Source organism: Streptomyces sp. MH60, from assembly GCF_002939385.1.
Classification (GTDB): Bacteria; Actinomycetota; Actinomycetes; order Streptomycetales; family Streptomycetaceae; genus Streptomyces.
Map to the genome: position 1 here is coordinate 25,088 of NZ_MULI01000064.1, position 17,332 is coordinate 42,419.

Annotated in this window: 12 protein-coding genes and 1 pseudogene; 4 read left to right on the forward strand and 9 right to left on the reverse strand. The window is 72.3% G+C overall.

Annotated features, from left to right (window positions below):
* Positions 1–76 precede the first annotated feature (76 nt).
* Both BZZ08_RS29290 and BZZ08_RS29295 read right to left on the reverse strand, forming a co-directional pair.
* Complete coding sequence (locus tag BZZ08_RS29290; protein WP_104635220.1) at positions 77–1,723, reverse strand: ABC-F family ATP-binding cassette domain-containing protein; 1,647 nt, start codon at positions 1,721–1,723, stop codon at positions 77–79.
* Between the two features lie 35 nt (positions 1,724–1,758).
* A complete protein-coding gene (locus BZZ08_RS29295; RefSeq protein ID WP_104635221.1) occupies positions 1,759–2,805 on the reverse strand; it encodes an oxidoreductase in 1,047 nt (348 codons plus the stop codon).
* 66 nt (positions 2,806–2,871) lie between these two features.
* Between BZZ08_RS29295 and BZZ08_RS29300 the strand changes: the two genes are divergently transcribed.
* Complete coding sequence (locus BZZ08_RS29300; RefSeq protein ID WP_104635222.1) at positions 2,872–3,822, forward strand: FAD-dependent oxidoreductase; 951 nt, start codon at positions 2,872–2,874, stop codon at positions 3,820–3,822.
* Between the two features lie 32 nt (positions 3,823–3,854).
* Here BZZ08_RS29300 and BZZ08_RS29305 read toward each other — a convergent pair whose 3' ends face one another.
* Together BZZ08_RS29305 and BZZ08_RS29310 are read right to left on the reverse strand one after the other, a co-directional pair.
* Positions 3,855–5,591, reverse strand: a complete 1,737-nt coding sequence (locus BZZ08_RS29305) for a BCCT family transporter (RefSeq protein WP_104635223.1) — start codon at positions 5,589–5,591, stop codon at positions 3,855–3,857.
* Between the two features lie 80 nt (positions 5,592–5,671).
* Positions 5,672–6,970 carry a M14 family zinc carboxypeptidase gene (locus BZZ08_RS29310; RefSeq protein WP_104635224.1) on the reverse strand — a complete coding sequence of 433 codons (1,299 nt, stop codon included), beginning with the start codon at positions 6,968–6,970 and terminating at the stop codon, positions 5,672–5,674.
* Between the two features lie 455 nt (positions 6,971–7,425).
* Between BZZ08_RS29310 and BZZ08_RS29320 the strand changes: the two genes are divergently transcribed.
* On the forward strand, positions 7,426–8,922 hold the full coding sequence (locus BZZ08_RS29320; protein ID WP_198601756.1) for a M1 family metallopeptidase: 1,497 nt from the start codon (positions 7,426–7,428) through the stop codon (positions 8,920–8,922).
* A 13-nt stretch (positions 8,923–8,935) separates the two neighbouring features.
* On the opposite strand, the pseudogene BZZ08_RS29325 reads toward BZZ08_RS29320, so the two are convergent.
* A pseudogene (locus tag BZZ08_RS29325) lies at positions 8,936–9,178 on the reverse strand (Appr-1-p processing protein); the annotation flags it as partial.
* A gap of 33 nt (positions 9,179–9,211) precedes the next feature.
* On the reverse strand, positions 9,212–10,678 hold the full coding sequence (locus tag BZZ08_RS29330) for an amino acid permease (protein ID WP_104635227.1): 1,467 nt from the start codon (positions 10,676–10,678) through the stop codon (positions 9,212–9,214).
* 231 nt (positions 10,679–10,909) lie between these two features.
* Between BZZ08_RS29330 and BZZ08_RS29340 the strand changes: the two genes are divergently transcribed.
* Complete coding sequence (locus BZZ08_RS29340; protein ID WP_198601757.1) at positions 10,910–11,632, forward strand: MerR family transcriptional regulator; 723 nt, start codon at positions 10,910–10,912, stop codon at positions 11,630–11,632.
* A gap of 6 nt (positions 11,633–11,638) precedes the next feature.
* Here the strand turns inward: BZZ08_RS29340 and BZZ08_RS29345 are convergent, their stop codons facing one another.
* From BZZ08_RS29345 to BZZ08_RS29355, 3 genes are read right to left on the reverse strand one after another with little or no spacing between them, the layout of a single operon-like run.
* The gene (locus BZZ08_RS29345) at positions 11,639–13,819 is read right to left on the reverse strand and encodes a 3-hydroxyacyl-CoA dehydrogenase NAD-binding domain-containing protein (RefSeq protein ID WP_104635229.1); all 2,181 of its coding nucleotides are present in this window, start codon (positions 13,817–13,819) and stop codon (positions 11,639–11,641) included.
* A gap of 43 nt (positions 13,820–13,862) precedes the next feature.
* Positions 13,863–15,077 (reverse strand): acetyl-CoA C-acetyltransferase, encoded by a 1,215-nt coding sequence (locus tag BZZ08_RS29350; RefSeq protein ID WP_104635230.1) that lies wholly within the window; start codon positions 15,075–15,077, stop codon positions 13,863–13,865.
* Positions 15,078–15,088: 11 nt separating this feature from the next.
* Complete coding sequence (locus tag BZZ08_RS29355) at positions 15,089–16,270, reverse strand: CaiB/BaiF CoA transferase family protein (protein ID WP_104635231.1); 1,182 nt, start codon at positions 16,268–16,270, stop codon at positions 15,089–15,091.
* A 207-nt stretch (positions 16,271–16,477) separates the two neighbouring features.
* Here BZZ08_RS29355 and BZZ08_RS29360 point away from each other — a divergent pair.
* Positions 16,478–17,332 (forward strand): saccharopine dehydrogenase family protein (locus BZZ08_RS29360; protein WP_104635232.1); only part of this gene is annotated, 855 nt, incomplete at its 3' end.

The following is a 17,332-nucleotide window of genomic DNA, read 5'->3' on the forward strand; positions in this document are numbered from 1 at the left end:
GGGTGGGTGCGCAGCCCGGCGTTGCGGGGTGCCGCTGCGCCCACCCGTGCCGCCCCAGCGGCACGATTGCCCGCAGTCAGGCGGAGGTCTCCGTCACCTTGCCGTTCGTCACCTCCAGGCGGCGGGTCACTCTTACCGCGTTGAGCATGCGGCGGTCGTGGGTGATCAGGAGGAGAGTGCCTTCGTAGGCGTCCAGGGCCGACTCGAGTTGTTCGATGGCCGGCAGGTCGAGGTGGTTGGTCGGCTCGTCCAGGACCAGGAGGTTGACGCCCCGGCCCTGGAGGAGGGCGAGGGCGGCCCGGGTGCGTTCGCCGGGTGAGAGGGTCGACGCCGGGCGGACGACGTGGTCGGCCTTGAGGCCGAACTTGGCCAGCAGGGTGCGGATCTCCGCCGGGTCCATGTCCGGGACGGCCGCGCGGAAGGCGTCGAGCAGGATCTCGGGGCCGTGGAACAGCGCGCGGGCCTGGTCGACCTCGCCGAGCAGGACACCGGAGCCGAGCGCCGCGTGCCCGGCGTCGAGGGGGACGCGGCCGAGGAGGGCGCCGAGGAGCGTGGACTTGCCCGCGCCGTTGGCTCCCGTCACCGCCACCCGGTCCGCCCAGTCGATCTGGAGGGAGACCGGGCCGAGCACGAAGCCGCCGCGCCGGACCTCGGCGTCGCGCAGGGTGGCGACGACCGCGCCCGAGCGGGGCGCCGAGGCGATCTCCATGCGCAGGTCCCATTCCTTGCGCGGCTCCTCGACGACCTCCAGGCGTTCGATCATGCGCTGGGTCTGGCGGGCCTTGGCGGCCTGCTTCTCGCTGGCCTCGCTGCGGAACTTGCGGCCGATCTTGTCGTTGTCGTTGCCCGCCTTGCGCCGGGCGTTCTTGACGCCCTTGTCCATCCAGGCGCGCTGCGTCTGGGCCCGGTCCTGGAGGGAGGCCCGCTTATCGGCGTACTCCTCGAACTCGTCGCGGGCGTGCCTGCGGGCCACCTCGCGTTCCTCCAGGTAGCCCTCGTAGCCGCCGCCGTAGAGGTTGACCTGCCGCTGGGCGAGGTCGAGTTCGAGGACCTTGGTGACGGTGCGGGTGAGGAACTCGCGGTCGTGGCTGACGACGACGGTGCCGGCCCGCAGGCCGGTCACGAAGCGTTCGAGGCGCTCCAGGCCGTCCAGGTCGAGGTCGTTGGTCGGCTCGTCGAGGAGGAAGACGTCGTAGCGGGACAGGAGGAGGGAGGCGAGGCCGGCGCGCGCGGCCTGGCCGCCGGACAGCGAGGTCATCGGCTGGTCCAGGTCGACGGTCAGGCCCAGCGCGTCGGCGGTCTCCTCCGCCCGGTCGTCGAGGTCGGCGCCGCCCAGGGCCAGCCAGCGCTCCAGGGCGGTCGCGTAGGCGTCGTCGGCGCCGAGGCTGCCGTCGACCAGGGCCTGGGTGGCCTCGTCCATGGCGCGCTGGGCCTCGGTGACGCCGGTGCGGCGGGCCAGGAACGCCCGGACGCTCTCGCCGGGGCGGCGCTCCGGCTCCTGCGGGAGGTGGCCGACGGTGGCGGTGGGCGGGGACAGGCGCAGTTCCCCCTCCTCCGGCGTGGTCAGCCCGGCGAGCATCCGCAGCAGGGTGGACTTGCCCGCGCCGTTGGCCCCGACGAGACCGATGACGTCGCCGGGTGCGACGACGAGGTCGAGCCCGGTGAACAGGGAGCGGTCGCCGTGGCCGGCGGCGAGGTTCTTGGCGACGAGGGTGGCAGTCATCAGACCGTCGATCCTAACGCCGCTCCCGCGGCCGCTCAGCCGGGTTCGACCGGCCCCGGTCCGTCCCGCGTCACCGCCGTCACCAGCACGCTTTCCGGCGTCCGCGCCACCACGTAGGCCTCCCCCTTCACCGCGCCCGCGGCCAGGGCGACGCGGTGGCCGCCCGGTTCCAGTACGCCGTCGAAGACCTCGTGGACGTGGGTGCGGTGCAGGCGGTCGAGGCGGTACGCGGTGAGGCGTACCCGGCAGGGCGAGGTCACCTCGATGTCGGCGGCGGCGGCGTTCGCCGTCAGGCGGGTCAGGCGGTGGCGTTCGGCCGGGCCGCGGTCCAGGGCGTGTTCGATCTGGGCGACGAGCACCGGGACGACCGGGGCCAGGCCGTCGACGTGGGTCACCTCCACGCCGGCGTCCGCGAAGGCCCGGCGTACGGACGCGCGCTGGTCCTCGGTGACCGCGCGGCCGAAGGCGACGGCGCCGTAGGTCCGCAGTTCGTCGGCCGGCACGTCGCGGGCGTCCTGGGTGATGTCGGCGCCGATGCCGATGGTGCGCAGCGCGGCGGCGAGCCGGGCGAGCTGGGCGACCCGGGCGCCGATGAGCAGGACGCGGCGGCGGGGGTGCGGTGTGCCGTCGAGCAGGGTGGCGAGCGCCGTGCGGTAGTCGGCGCCGGCGAAGCGGTAGGGGCCGATGCCGTGGTAGCCGTTCAGCTCCAGGTCGGCGTGTGCGCCGGTCTGCCATGCGAAGTCGCGCCAGACGAAGTCGTCGCCGTCCCGCAGGATCACGGCGGTCACCGCGCCGCAGGCCAGGTCCGCGCACTCGGGGCAGCCGTAGATGACGTACCGGCCGCCGGGCAGGGGTGCGTCGGTCTCCAGGAGGAGGCCGCGGACCTGTGCGGTGAAGATGGCGGGCGGTACGTCGGAGGCGAGCGGGGAGACCGCGTCCAGGTCGGAGAGGCGGAACAGGAGGGGGCGCCCGTCGACGACGAAGTCCATGAAGTCGCGGTGGACCTGGAAGTCGCCGTTGGTGTGGACCCCGCCGGCGCGCGTCGCCGGGGCCAGACCGAAGGTCGCGTACTCGGCAGCCATGCGGTGAGTATTCCCGCGGCGGGGCCGCTTGGAGCACGGCGCCCGGGCTTCGGTTAACGTCGCGGTGTGGAAACCGAACTGGATGACGAGGTCGTCGTGGTCGGCGGCGGGGTGATCGGGCTGACGACGGCCGTCGTCCTCGCCGAGCGGGGCAGGCGGGTCCGGCTGTGGACCCGGGAACCCGCGGAGCGGACCACCTCGGTGGTCGCGGGCGGCCTGTGGTGGCCGTACCGGATCGAGCCGGTCGCGCTGGCGCAGACCTGGGCGCTGCGGTCCCTGGACGTGTACGAGGAGCTGGCGGCCCGGCCCGAACGGACCGGCGTACGCCTGCTCGAAGGGGTGCTCGGCGAGACCGGCCTGGACGAGGTGGACGGGTGGGCCGCGGCCCGGCTGCCGGGACTGCGTGCGGCCCGTGCCGCCGAGTACGCCGGTACGGGGTTGTGGGCGCGGCTGCCGCTCATCGACATGTCGGCTCATCTGCCGTGGCTGCGGGAGCGGCTGCTGGCCGCGGGCGGCACGGTGGAGGACCGCGCGGTGACCGACCTGGCCGAGGCGGACGCGCCGGTCGTGGTCAACTGCACCGGTCTGGGCGCCCGGGACCTGGTGCCGGACCCGGCGGTGCGGCCGGTGCGCGGGCAACTGGTCGTCGTGGAGAACCCCGGCATCCGCACCTGGCTGGTCTCGGCCGACGCGGACTCCGGGGAGACCACGTACTTCCTTCCGCAGCCGGGCCGGCTCCTGCTGGGCGGGACGGCCGAGGAGGACGCCTGGTCGACCGAGCCGGACCCGGCGGTCGCGGAGGCCATCGTGCGGCGGTGCGCGGCCCTGCGTCCCGAGATCGCCGGGGCGCGGGTGCTCGCGCACCTGGTGGGGCTGCGGCCGGCCCGGGACACGGTCCGGCTGGAGCGCGGGACGCTGCCGGACGGGCGGCGGCTGGTGCACAACTACGGCCACGGCGGCGCGGGCGTCACCGTGGCCTGGGGCTGCGCCGAGGAGGCGGCCCGGCTCGCCTCCTGACGCCGGTGTTCCGGTCGGCCGGGCCGCGGGGCTCAGTCCTCGTGGTGCTTGCCGATCGGGTCGCCCTCCACTTCCGTGCCGGGGCCGGGGCCGATCCGGATCTCGAAGTCGCCCTCGTACTGCTTGTGGCCCTCGATGACGGCCAGTTCGACGGCTTCGTTGGCCATCTCGCCGCGCACGATGAGCGAGTCGCGGCGCAGATCGCGCATGAGGGCGACGCACATGAAGATCATCACGATGACGAAGGGCGCCGCCGCGAGGATCGTGAGGTTCTGCAAACCGGTGAGCGCGTCCGCCTCGCCGCTGCCGATCAGCAGCATGATGGCCGCGACGGCGCCGGTCACCACGCCCCAGACGATCACCACCCAGCGGCTGGGTTCGAGCGCGCCCTTCTGCGAGAGCGTGCCCATCACGATGGAGGCCGCGTCGGCGCCCGAGACGAAGAAGATGCCGACGAGGATCATCACCAGCAGGCTGGTGGCGGTGGCGATGGGGTACTCCTGGAGCACGCCGAAGAGCTGGCCCTCCGGGGTCGAGTCGTCGCCCAGCCGGTTCTGCTCCTGCAGCCGCATCGCCGAGCCGCCGAAGATCGCGAACCAGACCAGGCTGACCGTGCTGGGCACCAGGATGACGCCGCCGATGAACTGACGGATCGTCCGGCCCCGGCTGATGCGGGCGATGAACATGCCGACGAAGGGCGTCCAGGAGATCCACCACGCCCAGTAGAAGACGGTCCAGCTGCCCAGCCAGTCCGCGACCCCCTTGCCGCCGCTGATCTCGGTGCGGCCGGCCATCTGGGGCAGCTCGCCGAGGTAGGCGAAGACCGAGGTCGGCAGCAGGTCGAGGATGAGGATGGTCGGACCCGCGATGAACACGAAGACGGCGAGCAGCAGGGCCAGCACCATGTTGGTGTTGGACAGCCACTGGATGCCCTTCTCGACGCCGGAGATCGCGGAGGCCACGAACGCCACCGTGAGCACCGCGATGATGCCGACGAGGAGTCCGGTGCTGACCTTGTCCATCCAGTCGAGCTTCTCCATGCCGGAGCCGATCTGGAGCGCGCCGAGGCCGAGCGAGGCCGCGGAGCCGAAGATCGTCGCGATGATGGCCAGGATGTCGATGACCCGGCCGCCGGCGCCGTTGGCGTGCCTCTCGCCGATGAGCGGGGTGAACACCGCGCTTATGGTCTGCCTGCGCCGCCTGCGGAAGGTGCTGTAGGCGATGCCGAGACCGACCACCGCGTAGATCGCCCACGGGTGGAGCGTCCAGTGGAACAGGGTGGTGGCCATGGCCGTGGCCATGCGGTCGCCGGAGTCGGCCGGGTCGGTGCCGGGCGGGGGCGTGGTGTAGTGCGCCAGCGGCTCGCTCACGCCGTAGAACATCAGACCGATGCCCATGCCCGCGCTGAACATCATGGCGACCCAGGACACGGTCCGGAACTCGGGTTCCTCGCCCTCGGCCCCCAGGTGGATGCGGCCGTAGCGGCTGGCCGCCAGCCAGAGGGCGAAGACCACGAAACCGGACGCGGCCAGGGTGAACGCCCAGCCGCCGTTGTGCAGCAGGCCACCGAGCATGCTGCTGGAGACGTCCTCCAGCGAGTCGGTGGCGGCGGCACCCCACACGACGAACGCCAGGGTCAGGACAGCCGTGACGCCGAAGACGACGCGGTCGGTCCGGGGCTTGTGCTCCTGCCCCGGCAGGCCCGCTTCCGAACCCGGAAGCGTGCCCCTTTCGTGCTCTTCCTTGTCGCTTGGTCGGTCCTGCGTCACAGACGGCACCTTTCACGTCGATCAGGCCGAAAATACTCCTCCGCTACGCCCTTACCACGTAAGACGCGGAACTCACCTCCTCAACAGCGGGCGTCCGGTTCGCCCACCGTCACGTGGTACGTCGCGCGCTCGTCCAGGAGCAGCGGCACCAGGGCTCGCTGTGCCTGGCGCAGCGGTACGTAGGCGCCCTTCTCCCCGGTCGGACGCACCTTTACACCGTGCAGGGCGAGTTCGTCCGCGACGTCCCGGTACTGGGCGGGGGTCAGCCGGTAGCCGCAGGGCGGGTCCTGGAGCACCTCGGAGTCCTCGGCCGGGTCGTTGTCCGCGCCGCCCAGGTACACGGGTCCGGAATCGGCCAGTCCGGCCCGGCGGGCGGCGCCCGTGGCCGCCTCGACACGTCCGCGCCGTACGTCCGTGAAGCGGAACAGGCCGTCCAGGGCGGCGAGCTGGGAGTCCACCCGGCGCCGGTGGTTCAGGGCCGGGTCCTCGCGCTCGGCGTCGGTGAGGGCGTCGACGCGGCTCTCGATGAGCAGGCCGACCGCGTGTTTGACGCCGGACATGTTGCGCAGGATGCGTTCCTGACCGTCGCCGGCGGTCTGTTTGACCGGGTCGCCGGTCTTGGGGTCGGTCCAGATGCCGTACGTGCCCGTCGAGTGGCCGGCGTGCTCGGCGGCGGGGCGGACGTACGCGCCGGACAGGGTGCGGGCCTCGTCGTGGACCGGCGCGGCGGTGTTGAGGTTGCGGGGCCAGAGGTCGAAGAGGTCCTTGTCGTAGTACGGGGGCGTGGCGCCGTACTCGTGCAGGTCGTAGATGGCGTCGGGGCGCTCGTCGCGGACGACGGCGGCCAGGGCGCGGGCCTCGGCCGTCGCGAGGGCCAGGTGGTCGCGGTTGACGTCGACGCCGTCGCTGTTGCCGCGGGTGTCGGCGGCCCGGCCGTCGGGGTTGGCGGTGGGCACCACCAGCACGGCGGTGCGGTCCAGGAAGCGCCGGGTCGCGCGGTCGGTGGCGTAGGCGAGGTCCCGCACGGTGGTCAGGCAGGCCTCGCGGCCGGAGGGTTCGTCGCCGTGCTGGCTGCACACCAGGAGCACCTTGTTCGCGGCGGAGGGACTGCCGATGGTCACGAGCTGGAGCGGACGGTTCTGCTTCGTGGTGCCGATGCGGTCGAGGCCGACCCGGCCGCTCGCCCGGTCGACGGCGGCCAGGAGGGCCTGTTCCTCCGGCTGGCTGGTCCAGCGGGCGCCGTTCGTCCGCTCGAACCCGGTGCGAGGCGGGTGGTGTACGGCGTCGTCGGCGTGGGCGGGTGCGGTGAGGAGGGACGGGACGAGGAGGGACGCGGCGAGGGCCGCGATGGTCGCGGTGAGGGTGCGCAGGCGGTTCATCGGCCTCCCTTCGGGACGCGGTGCGTGGGGTGCGGTGCGGTCACGCCGCGGTGCGGCGCGAGTGCCTGAGCGGCGGTCCTCGTACCGGCGGGGGGCCTGGTGCACGCGGCGGTGCCGCCGACGAACGGTATGCGGGCCGACCTGCGGGAGAGGTCCAAGGCGCATGTCGGCGTGTCGGTGGAAGGGCCGTCGAGGCCCTTGTCGACGCGCGGGGCGGACAGGTGGGCCGGGGCCGCCGTCGCGAGCGGTCTCCGGAGGGTGAGGCGCATGCGTATCGGCATGCGCGGACGGTACATCGGTCCACCCCCGCGCATAAGAGGGCCGAGGGTGACCCATGACGGCCGGATGGCGATCGTGTGACAGGAGTGGCCGTGGACATGACGGTGCGCTCAGGGGCTGAATAGGCTCCGAACGGATTCCGAACGGATCTCGTGTCCCTACGACTTGGAGCTTTCGTGCACCGCAGATTCATCGTGCCGGGCGCACTGGGCGCCGCCTCCCTCATGCTGGCGATCCCGGCGTCGGCGGCGGCCCACTCCCCCGGCGCTCCGGGTATCGGCGACCCCTACTACCCGGCCTACGGCAACGGCGGATACGACGTCTCGCACTACGACCTGCGCCTGAAGTACCAGCCGGCCACGGACCGGCTGGAGGGGACGGCGACGATCCTGGCCCGCACCACCGCGGACCTGTCGCGGTTCAACCTCGACTTCCTGCTGGACGTCGGCGAGGTGCGGGTGAACGGCGCCAAGGCCGCGTTCACGACCTCGGGCCAGCAGGAGCTGGTGATCACTCCGAAGAAGCCGCTGGACAAGGGCTCGTCCCTCACCGTCGTCGTCCGCTACAGCGGCGTGCCGTCCTCGAAACAGGCGTTCGGCTTCACCAGTTGGCACCGCACCCCGGACGGCGGGGTCGCCGCGAACGAACCCGAGGCCGCGGCGTGGTGGTTCCCCAGCAACGACCACCCGCTCGACAAGGCCACCTACGACGTGTCGGTGCAGGTGCCGGACGGCACCCAGGCGATCTCCAACGGCACGCTCCAGTCGACGAGTTCGCGCCTCGGCTGGACGCGCTGGAACTGGCGCTCGGACCAGCCGCAGGCCACGTACCTGGCCACACTGGCGGTCGGGAGGTTCGACCTCACCACGGGCACCACCGAGGGCGGCATCCCGGTCGTCAACGCCTACAGCAGGGACCTGGGCGCGAACGACGGCGCGGCGCGGGCCAGCGTCGAGCGGACCGGGGAGGTCGCCGACTGGCTGAGCGACTACTTCGGGCCGTATCCGTTCGACGCGCTCGGCGGCTATGTGCCGAACACCGACACCGGGTACGCCCTGGAGACGCAGACCCGGCCGTTCTACAGCCCGCGGCAGTTCGCGAACGGGTCGAACGTGTCCGTCGTCGTGCACGAGCTGGCCCACCAGTGGTACGGCGACCTGGTCTCGGTGCGCGGCTGGAAGGACATCTGGATCAACGAGGGCTTCGCTCGGTACGCCCAGTGGCTGTGGTCCGAGCACGAGGGCGAGGGCACGGCGCAGGAGCTGGCCGACTACACGTACGCCTCGCACCCGGCCGACGACGCGTTCTGGACGGTGAAGCCCGGCGACCCGGGTCCGGAGAACCAGTTCGACGGGGCCGTCTACGACCGGGGTGCGCTGGCCGTGCAGGCGCTGCGGAACGAGATCGGGGACGAGGACTTCTTCGCGATCCTGAAGGGGTGGCCCGCGAAGTACGCCCACGGCAACGCGTCCGTCGCGGACTTCCAGCGGTACGCCGAGGAGGTGTCGGGCGAGCCGCTGGCCGCGCTGTTCGACACCTGGCTGTTCCAGCCGTCGAAGCCGGACGCCCCGGCGGCGAGCGCCCGGTCCCTCGCGAAGGCCCCCGTGGCGCCGACCGTGCAGCCCCGTTCCTGGCAGAAGATCGCCGCGACGAACGACGTGCACGAGCACTGAGTCGCGCAGCGTCCTAGGCGCTGTCCCCGTGGTCGTAGACGGTCACGGGGATGCCGCGCCGGACGAGGCGGTCGGATATGAGCGGCTCCACGCGGGACCACTCGCCGCCTGCCAGGCCGCAGCCTATGCGGGGCAGGTGCACGGACGCGTCCAGCTCGGCCGCCTTGCCGGCGAGACGGCCGAGCGCGCTGCCGATGGCCTCGTAGCGCACGGGGACGCCCTTGCTGCCGGTTCTCGTGCCGCGCTGGCCGATCATGCAGGGGCTGCCACTGACAACGGCCCCGGGCCGCTACTTCGCCGGCGTCGACGGCTCCTGCCCGGCGTCGCGCGCCACCCGGCGCCGGACGCCGAACCAGCCGGCCACCAGCATCACCGCGATCACGGGCACCAGCAGCACGGTCTTGCGGCCGACCTCCTCGTCGTTCCACATCAGGCCGATGACCGCCAGCAGGAAGACGATCGTGACGATCTCCGTGACGGGGCTGCCGGGCAGCCGGAAGCTCGGCCGTTCGACCAGGCCCGCACGCGCCCGGCGGACGAACACCAGGTGGCAGATCATGATGATCACCCACGTGCTGATGATGCCGAGGGAGGCGACGTTCAGCACGATCTCGAAGGCCTTGCTCGGCACCAGGTAGTTCAGCCCGACACCGAGGACGCACACCGCGCAGGTCAGCAGGATGCCGCCGTAGGGGACCTGGCTGCGGCTCATCACGCCGGTGAACTTGGGCGCGGAACCCGCCATCGCCATGGAGCGCAGGATGCGGCCGGTGGAGTACAGGCCGGAGTTCAGCGACGACATCGCGGCGGTGAGGACGACGAGGTTCATCACGTCACCGGCGGCCGGCACACCGATCCCCGACAGCACCGTGACGAAGGGGCTCTCGTCGCCCGAGTAGAGCGAGCTGGGCAGCAGCAGGGCCAGGAGCACGACCGAGCCGACGTAGAACAGCGCGACCCGCCACATGATCGAGTTCACCGCGCGGGGAACGATCTTGTGCGGCTCGGCGGTCTCGCCGGCGGCGACGCCGACCAGTTCCAGGGCCGCGTAGGAGAAGATCACGCCCTGCATGACCAGGACGACGGGCATCACACCGTGCGGGACGAGGCCGCCGTGGTCGGTGATCATGCCCACGCCCGGGGTCTGCCCGCCCACCTCGTGCTGGGTGGCGAGCAGGAAGATGCCGATCAGCATGAAGCCGACGAGGGTGGCGACCTTGACGATCGCGAACCAGAACTCCATCTCGCCGAAGATCTTCACCGAGATGAGGTTCACGGCCAGGACCACCGCGAGGGCGATCAGGGCGAGCACCCATTGGGGGATGCTCGTGAACATGCTCCAGTAGTGCGTGTACAGCGCGATCGCGGTGATGTCGGCGATACCGGTCGTCGACCAGTTCAGGAAGTACATCCAGCCGGCGACGTAGGCGCCCTTCTCGCCGAGGAACTCGCGCGCGTACGACACGAAGGATCCGGAGGAGGGCCGGTAGAGCACCAGCTCACCGAGTGCCTTGACGACGAAGAAGGCGAAGACGCCGGCGACGAGGTAGGCGATCGCGAGCGCCGGTCCGGCGTCGCGCAGGCGCCCGCCGGCGCCGAGGAAGAGGCCGGTGCCGATCGCGCCGCCGATGGCGATCATGTTGACATGGCGGGCCTTGAGGTCCTTGCTGTAGCCGGCGTCGCCCGCGTCCGCGGGTCGTTGGGCCGCCTGTGGGTGGGCGGCGGCCTGTGCCGTGGCGACGGCGTCCTTGCTCACGGGTGGTTCCACTCTCTGGTGCGCCCGGGCGGGATGTGCCCGGGTCGTCCGTACAGTGACAAGGCCCGCACCACCCTCGCGGCACAGACCAAGGCAGCACCTTCCCACGACGCTGCGTAGACATGCGGTGTCTCATGTCACACAGCGTGACTTCTCACATGATCCACCGATCGCCTCCACCCGGTGCACAAGAGGTGTCACAGCATTGGTGAGACAGCGATACTGCTGCACATGACGACGAGCGACACCGAGGCAGCCGAGGCCGGGGGGCAGACCCTCACGATCGACGAGCTGGCCGCGCGGGCCGGCGTCACCGTGCGCACGGTCCGCTTCTACGGCACCCGGGGGCTGCTGCCGCCGCCGGTGATCGGCCCGCGCCGGGTGGGGCACTACGACGGGGAGCACCTGGCCCGGCTGGCGCTGATCGAGGAGCTGCAGCACCAGGGCATGACGCTGGCCGCGATCGAGCGCTACCTCGGGCAGCTGCCGTCGGACCTGAGCGCGCACGACCTGGCGCTGCACCGCGCGGTGGTGGCCTCCTGGGCGCCCCGGACGGTGGAGCGGGTCACCCGCGACGAGCTGGGCAGGCGGGCGGGGCGCCCGCTCACCGACGAGGAGGTGGACCGGCTGGGGGCGATGGACATCGTGGTGCCCGACGGCGACGGCTACCGCGTCGACGCCGGGCTGCTCCGGCTCGGCGTCGAGCTGCTCGACCTGCCCTTCTCCCCCGAGACGGTCCTCGCCGCCCGTACCGCCCTCCTGGAGCACTCCCGCGCCGCCGCGCGGGACCTGTCGCGGCTGCTGCGCGACGCGGTCGCCGAACGCGACGCGCGGGACGTGCGGTCCCTGTCGGCGCACATGCGCCCGCTGGTGGTGCAGGCACTGCTCACCACGTTCCAGCGGTCGCTGCGCGAGGAGCTGCGGGAGTGGCTCGACCGGGAGGCCGGTGAATGATCCGGCTCAGCGGCCGTCCGTGAAGACCTCGCCCTTCTCCGCCTTCTCCACCAGCAGCGCCGGCGGGGTGAAGCGCTCGCCGTAGCGGTCGGCCAGCTCGCGCGCGCGGGCGACGAAGCCCGGCAGGCCGCCGTCGTAGCCGTTGATGTACTGGAGGACGCCGCCGGTCCAGCCGGGGAAGCCGATGCCGAAGATCGAGCCGATGTTGGCGTCGGCGACGGAGGTCAGGACGCCCTCCTCCAGGAGCTTGACGGTGTCCAGCGCCTCCGAGAAGAGCATGCGCTCCTGCATGTCGGCGAACGGGATCTCGTACCCCGGGTCGGTGAAGTGCTCGCGCAGCCCCGGCCACAGCCCGGCGCGCTTCCCGTCGTCCCCGTACTCGTAGAACCCGGCGCCGCCGGAACGCCCCGGGCGCTCGAACTCGTCGACCATGCGGTCGATGACCGCCTCGGCGGGATGCGCGGTCCAGGTGCCGCCCGCCTCCTCCACGGCCCGCTTCGTCTCGTTGCGGATCTTCCGCGGGAGGGTCAGGGTCAGCTCGTCCATCAGGGACAGCACCTTGGCCGGGTAACCGGCCTGGGCCGCCGCCTGCTCGACGGAGGCGGGCTCGACGCCCTCGCCGACCATCGCGACGCCCTCGTTGATGAAGTGGCCGATGACCCGGGAGGTGAAGAAGCCGCGCGAGTCGTTGACCACGATCGGCGTCTTGCTGATCTGCCGGACCAGGTCGAACGCCCGCGCCAGCGCCTCGTCCCCGGTCCGCTCCCCCTTGATGATCTCCACCAGCGGCATCTTGTCCACGGGAGAGAAGAAGTGCAGCCCGATGAAGTCGGCCTGGCGCTCGACCCCCTCGGCCAGCGCCGTGATGGGCAGCGTCGAGGTGTTGGAGCACAGGAGGGCGTCGGGGGCGACGACGTGCTCGATCTCCTGGAACACCTTGTGCTTGAGCGAGGTGTCCTCGAACACCGCCTCGATCACCGCGTCACAGCCCGCCAGGTCGGCCGCCTCGGCGGTCGGCGTGATCCGGGCGAGCAGCGCGTCGGCCTTCTCCTGGCTCGTACGGCCCTTCGCGACGGCCTTGGCGCACAGCTTCTCCGAGTACGCCTTGCCCTTGAGCGCCGACTCCAGCGAGACGTCCTTGAGCACCACCTCGATGCCCGCACGGGCACACGAGTAGGCGATGCCCGCGCCCATCATCCCCGCGCCCAGCACGGCGACCTTGGTGACCTTCCGGGACTCGACGCCCTTCGGGCGGTTCGCGCCCGAGTTGACCGCCTGGAGGTCGAAGAAGAACGCCTGGATCATGTTCTTCGAGGTCTGCCCGGCGGCCAGCTCGACGAAGTAGCGGGCCTCGATGACCTGGGCGGTCTCGAAGTCGACCTGGGAGCCCTCGACGGCGGCGGCCATGATGTTGCGCGGCGCCGGGTAGGGGGCGCCGTTCGTCTGCTTGCGCAGGTTGGCCGGGAAGGCGGGCAGGTTGGCCGCGAACTTCGGGTGCGCCGGGGTGCCGCCGGGGATGCGGTAGCCGGGCCGGTCCCAGGGCTGGGCGGACTCCGGATGCGCGTCGATGAAGGCGCGGGCCTTGGCGAGCATGTCCTCGCGGCTGTCGGCGACCTCGTCGACCAGGCCGTTCTCCCGGGCGCGACGCGGGTTGTACTGGGTGCCCTGGAGGAGGACCTTCAGCAGGGCGTCGGTGATGCCGAGCATCCGGACGGTGCGGACGACGCCGCCGCCTCCGGGGAGCAGGCCGAGGGTGACCTCGGGGCAGCCGATCTTGGAGCCGGGCGCGTCGAGGGCGACGCGGTGGTGGCAGGCCAGCGCGATTTCGTAGCCGCCGCCGAGGGCCGCGCCGTTCAGGGCGGCGACGACGGGCTTGCCGAGGGTCTCGATGCGGCGCAGGTTCCGCTTGATGGCCATGCCGCCGTCGAAGAGGTCCTGGGCGGTCTCCGGGGTGACCCGGATGAGGTCGCGCAGGTCGCCGCCCGCGAAGAAGGTCTTCTTGGCGGAGGTGACGATGACGCCGCGGAGGGAGTCCTTCTCGGCCTCCAGGCGGTCGGTGATCGCCGCCAGGGAGTCGCGGAACGCCTGGTTCATGGTGTTCGCGGACTGGTCGGGGTCGTCGAGGACGAGGGTGACGACGCCGGTGTCGTCCTGTTCCCAGCGGATGGTGGTGGGCTCGGTGCTCATGAGGGTGTGCTCCAGGTGATCCGTCGTATCCGTCGGGAGGGGGTCAGATGCGCTCGACGATGGTGGCGATGCCCATGCCGCCGCCCACGCACAGGGTGGCGAGGCCGTAGCGCTTGTCCTGGCGCTCCAGTTCGTCGACGAGGGTGCCGAGGATCATCGCGCCGGTGGCGCCGAGCGGGTGGCCGAGCGCGATCGCACCGCCGTTGACGTTGACCTTGTCCAGGGACAGGCCCATGTCCTTGACGAAGCGCAGGACGACCGCCGCGAAGGCCTCGTTGATCTCGACCAGGTCGATGTCGTCGATGGTCAGCTGGGCCTTGGCGAGCGCCTTGCGGGTGGCCGGGGCGGGCCCGGTGAGCATGATGGTGGGCTCGGAGCCGGAGACGGCGGCGGAGACGATCCGGGCGCGCGGGGTGAGGCCGTGGCGGTCGCCGACCTCCTTGGAGCCGATGGCGACCAGGGAGGCGCCGTCGACGATGCCGGAGGAGTTGCCCGCGTGGTGGACGTGGTCGATCTTCTCCACCCAGTGGTACTTCTGCAGCGCCACGGCGTCGAACCCGCCCAGCTCGCCGATGTCGGCGAAGGACGGCTTGAGCTTGCCGAGGGAGTCGGCGGTGGTGCCGGGCCGCGGGTGCTCGTCGTGGTCGAGGACGGTGAGACCGGCGCGGTCCCGCACCGGCACGACGGAGCGCTCGAAGCGGCCCTCCTTCCAGGCGGTGGCCGCGCGCTCCTGGGACAGGGCCGCGTACTCGTCGACGTCGCGGCGCGAGAAGCCCTCGATGGTGGCGATCAGGTCGGCGCCGATGCCCTGGGGCACGAAGTTGGTGGCGAGGTTGGTCATCGGGTCGTTGAACCAGGCGCCGCCGTCCGAGGCCATCGGCACGCGGGACATGGACTCGACGCCGCCCGCGAGGACCAGGTCCTCCCAGCCGGAGCGCACCTTCATGGCCGCCATGTTGACGGCTTCCAGGCCCGAGGCGCAGAAGCGGTTCTCCTGGACGCCCGCCACGGTGTCCGGCAGTCCGGCGGCGATGGCCGCGATGCGGGCGATGTCGGAGCCCTGGTCGCCGACCGGACCGACGACACCGAGCACGATGTCGTCGACGGCGGCCGGGTCGAGGCCGGGGAAACGGGCGCGGATCTCGTGGATGAGGCCGACGACCAGGTCGACGGGCTTCGTGCCGTGCAGGGCGCCGTTCGCCTTGCCGCGTCCGCGCGGGGTGCGGATCGCGTCGTACACGTACGCTTCGGTGCTCACTGGCAGGCCTTTCACTGAGGGTGGTGCACTTCGGGATTCGGGAGGGGGGCCGGGGCCCAGCCGGGGGCCAGACCCCAGTCGCGGACCACGGCCTCGGTGTCGGCACCGGGCAGGGCGGGCCCGGTGCGTACGGCGGTGGGGGTCGCGGAGAAGCGGGGCGCGGGGGCGGGCTGGGTGATGCCGTCGTGGTCGGTGAAGGTGGAGCGGGCGGCGAGGTGCGGGTGGTGCGGGGCCTCGCGCAGCGACAGGACGGGGGCCGTACAGGCGTCGGAGTCCTCGAAGACCGCCGTCCACTCGTCTCGGGTACGGGTCCTGAACCGGGCGGCGACGGCCGCGCGCAGCTCCGGCCAGCGGGCCAGGTCGTCGCGGGCCGGTGCCAGGTCGGGGAGGCCGAGCAGCCGCGTGAACTCGGCGTAGAACCGGGGCTCCAGGGCGCCGACCGCCATGTACCGGCCGTCGGCGGTCTCGTAGGTGCCGTAGAAGGGGCAGCCGCCGTCGAGGAGGTTGGCGCCGCGCCGGTCCTGCCAGCCGCCGGCGGACAGCATGCCGTGGATCATCGCGGAGAGGTGGGCGGTGCCGTCGACGATGGCGGCGTCCACGACCTGCCCGGTGCCGTTCTCGCGCGCGTGGTGCAGGGCGGCGAGGATGCCGACGACCAGGTAGAGGGAGCCGCCCGCGTAGTCGCCGAGGAGGTTGGCCGGGGCGGCCGGGGGCCTGCCGGGGTCGCCGATCATGCCGAGGGTGCCGGTGAGCGCGATGTACCCGATGTCGTGCCCGGCGCGGGGGGCGAGCGGGCCGTCCTGGCCCCAGCCGGTCATGCGGCCGTAGACGAGGCGCGGGTTGCGGGCGTGGCAGTCCCCGGGGCCGACACCGAGGCGTTCGGCGACGCCGGGGCGGTAGCCCTCGATCAGGACGTCGGCGCGTTCGGCGAGGTCGAGGACGCGGGCCGGGCCGTTGGCTGCCTTGAGGTCGACGAGCACGGAGCGCTTGTTGCGGTTGGTGACGTCGTGGGCGGGGTCGATACCGAGGCCGGGCCCGCCGGGACGGTCGACGCGGACGACGTCGGCGCCCAGGTCGGCCAGGAGCATGGCGGCGAAGGGTCCGGGACCGATACCGGCCAGCTCGACCACGCGCACACCGGCGAGCGGGCCCTCGGTGCCCGGCGTCCGCGTCGGCGTCCTCGCTTCCGACATCCAGCCCCCAGCTCTGTGACACAACCGATGTAACACCAGTGATGCTAAGAACGTGTTCCACTGGGCACAAGACCCGGGCGAGCAAGCGCTTAGCCAATTATGGTGCAGGCTCCTCTCCGGTTCGCGCGATCCTCACGCTAGCCTCAGCCACCGGCAACGGCGCGTGCTGCGGACCCAGGGGTTGCCGACGGGTGACGAAGGGATGTCATGAGCAGGCTGAAGGCGGCCGACCGGCCGTACGACATCGTGCTGTTCGGGGCGACGGGGTTCGTCGGCGAACTGACCGCGCGCTACCTCGCCGCGCACGTACCGGCCGGACTGCGCTGGGCGATCGCCGGCCGCGGCGAGGAGAAGCTGCGCCGTCTGCGCGACCGGCTGACCGGTGCGGCGGGTGCCGCGGCCGACGTCGGCGTGCTGCTCGCGGACGTGTCCGATCCGGCCTCCCTGCGCGAACTCGCCGGGCAGGCGCGCGTGGTGGCCACGACGGTCGGCCCCTACATCCGGTACGGCGACGCGCTGGTCGCCGCCTGCGCGGAGGCCGGCACGGACTACCTGGACCTCACCGGGGAGCCCGAGTTCGTGGACCTGACGTACGTCCGCCACGACGCCCGCGCGCGGGAGACCGGCGCCCGTCTGGTGCACGCCTGCGGCTTCGACTCCGTCCCGCACGACCTCGGCGTGTACTTCACCGTGCGGCAGCTGCCGGAGGGCGTGCCGCTGAGCGTGGACGGCTTCGTGCGGGTCGGCGCCACGTTCTCGGGCGGTACGTTCGCCTCCGCGCTGGGCCAGTTCGCGCGGGGCCGCGCGCTGCGGGCCGCCGCGCTGGAACGCCGGCGGCACGAGCCCCGGCTGGTCGGCCGCCGTGTGGTGACGCCGATGGGGACGCCGCGGTTCGCCGGGGAGGTGGGGGCGTGGGCGCTGCCGCTGCCGACCGTGGACGCGCAGATCGTGCGCCGGTCCGCCAAGGCCCTGGACCGCTACGGCCCGGACTTCCGCTACCGCCACTACGCGGCCGTGCGGCGGCTGCCCGTCGCGGTGGGCGGGGTGGCGGCCGTCGGCGCG

What these genes read in the sequence shown, in the direction of transcription:
- BZZ08_RS29310 (WP_104635224.1), bottom strand. Translation starts at nt 6,970, where the DNA reads ATGAACCGCCTGCGCACCCTCACCGCGACCATCGCGGCCCTCGCCGCG.
- BZZ08_RS29295 (WP_104635221.1), bottom strand. Translation starts at nt 2,805, where the DNA reads ATGGCTGCCGAGTACGCGACCTTCGGTCTGGCCCCGGCGACGCGCGCC.
- BZZ08_RS29340 (WP_198601757.1), top strand. Translation starts at nt 10,910, where the DNA reads ATGACGACGAGCGACACCGAGGCAGCCGAGGCCGGGGGGCAGACCCTC.
- BZZ08_RS29290 (WP_104635220.1), bottom strand. Translation starts at nt 1,723, where the DNA reads ATGACTGCCACCCTCGTCGCCAAGAACCTCGCCGCCGGCCACGGCGAC.
- BZZ08_RS29355 (WP_104635231.1), bottom strand. Translation starts at nt 16,270, where the DNA reads ATGTCGGAAGCGAGGACGCCGACGCGGACGCCGGGCACCGAGGGCCCG.
- BZZ08_RS29345 (WP_104635229.1), bottom strand. Translation starts at nt 13,819, where the DNA reads ATGAGCACCGAGCCCACCACCATCCGCTGGGAACAGGACGACACCGGC.